Here is a 1780-nt window from a genome sequence, read left to right on the forward strand (position 1 = left end):
CAGGCCGGCAACATCGCCCGTATGTCCTGGCTCGCAGCGGGATTCCCGGAGCACGTTCCCGGGGTGACCGTCGACCGTCAGTGCGGTTCGAGCCAGCAGGCAGTGCACTTCGGCGCTCAGGCCATCCTGTCGGGCACCGCGGATCTGATCGTTGCCGGCGGCGTTCAGAACATGAGCCAGATTCCGATCTCGGCAGCGATGATCGTCGGTCAGCAGTACGGATTCGACACGCCGACTTCGGGTTCGGTCGGTTGGACCGAGCGCTACGGTGACCAAGAGGTCTCGCAGTTCAAGGGCGCCGAAATGATCGCCGAGAAGTGGGACATCAGCCGCGAAGAGCTCGAGAAGTGGGCCCTGCAGAGCCATGAGCGCGCCAAGGCTGCAATCGCCGCGGGTCGTTTCGACAACGAGATCGTCGCCATGGGCGACGCGACCGTCGACGAAGGACCCCGCGAGACCAGCCTCGAGAAGATGGCGACGCTCAAGGTTCTCGTCGAAGACGGACGCATGACCGCGGCAGTGGCCAGCCAGATCTCCGACGGTGCGAGTGCGCTGCTGCTGGCGTCGGCGGAAGCGGTGGAGAAGTACAACCTCAAGCCCCGCGCCCGGATTCATCACCTCAGCGCACGCGGCGACGACCCGATCTTCATGCTCAGTGCGCCGATCCCGGCCACGAAGCATGCTCTCGCGAAGGCCGGCCTGAGCATCGACGACATCGACATCGTCGAGATCAACGAAGCTTTCGCCCCGGTCGTCCTGGCCTGGATCAAGGAAATCGGCGCAGATCCGGCCAAGGTCAACGTCAACGGCGGCGCGATCGCACTCGGTCACCCGCTCGGCGCGACCGGCACCAAGCTGATGGCAACCCTGCTCAACGAACTCGAGCGCACCGGCGGTCGTTACGGCCTGCTGACCATCTGTGAAGGTGGCGGCACCGCGAACGCGACGATTATCGAGCGTCTCTGACGCCTTGCTGTGCGCCTTTATTAACCGCCGGCGGTTAATAAAGGCGCACAGCAGTTAGTTGTTCGGCACATCCGCAACCTTGATGTCGAAGTTCGCACTTTCACCGTCAACGCTGGTCACGGTAGCTGTGACGTCGTATTCGGTGCCCTGCTCGGTCAGGATGCACGTGATCGATGCGCCGACTTCGGCGTCGAGGTTCTCCGGACACGTCACGTCGTCGGGTGGCTCGCCGATCTTCTCGGCTAGTTGAGTGGAGATCTGACTTGCGACTTCGGACTTGTCCACTTGCGGCGTCCCGACGCTTGCCGAGCAAGCTCCCGTGGCCAATGCCGCCGAGAGTAAGACGATTCCCACTGCAGGCCTCTTTGTCATGTGAACTCCCAGGGTGCGCCGGTGCTCGCTGCTGCCACCTCAGGGATTACCGCATTCGGGACTGTTCAACCGAGTTGCGCGACGCAGTTTTGCGAGGTCAGCGTCGGCGGACCGTCAAGTTGAAGCCTTCGGGCATCAGGGTGAGCCGTTCGGCTACCTTCAACTCGTAGTCCGGATCGGCCTCGATCGTGTATTTCTGCAAGATGGTGCCCAACACGAGGACCGCTTCGTGAATGGCGAATTGTCTTCCGATGCAGGCGCGTTCACCCGTTCCGAATGGCTTGTACACGTGCGCTGGCCTGGCTTTGATGTTGGCAGGCAGGAAGCGATCCGGATCGAACGCCTCGGGATCGTTGCCCCACACCGGATCACGATGAAGTGACGGGATGAGCACGAGCATCCAATCGCCCTTCTTCATCGGATACTTGCCGACGAGCGTCGT

The 1780-nt window shown here is 62.3% G+C and carries 3 protein-coding genes; 1 reads left to right on the plus strand and 2 read right to left on the minus strand.

All coding sequences use genetic code 11. The features are described 5' to 3' along the window. Positions 1-966: acetyl-CoA C-acetyltransferase (locus tag A2J01_RS07895; protein ID WP_064112455.1), on the plus strand; the 966-nt coding region annotated here is incomplete at its 5' end. A 54-nt stretch (positions 967-1020) separates the two neighbouring features. Here the strand turns inward: A2J01_RS07895 and A2J01_RS07900 are convergent. Both A2J01_RS07900 and A2J01_RS07905 read right to left on the minus strand, forming a co-directional pair. Next, the gene (locus A2J01_RS07900) at positions 1021-1338 is read right to left on the minus strand and encodes a DUF4333 domain-containing protein (protein ID WP_020906277.1); all 318 of its coding nucleotides are present in this window, start codon (positions 1336-1338) and stop codon (positions 1021-1023) included. Positions 1339-1435: 97 nt separating this feature from the next. Then, a partial coding sequence (locus A2J01_RS07905; protein WP_156519209.1) for a cytochrome P450 occupies positions 1436-1780 on the minus strand: 345 nt, incomplete at its 5' end.

The sequence above is a fragment of the Rhodococcus sp. EPR-134 genome, from assembly GCF_001647205.1.
Classification (GTDB): Bacteria; Actinomycetota; Actinomycetes; order Mycobacteriales; family Mycobacteriaceae; genus Rhodococcus_F; species Rhodococcus_F qingshengii.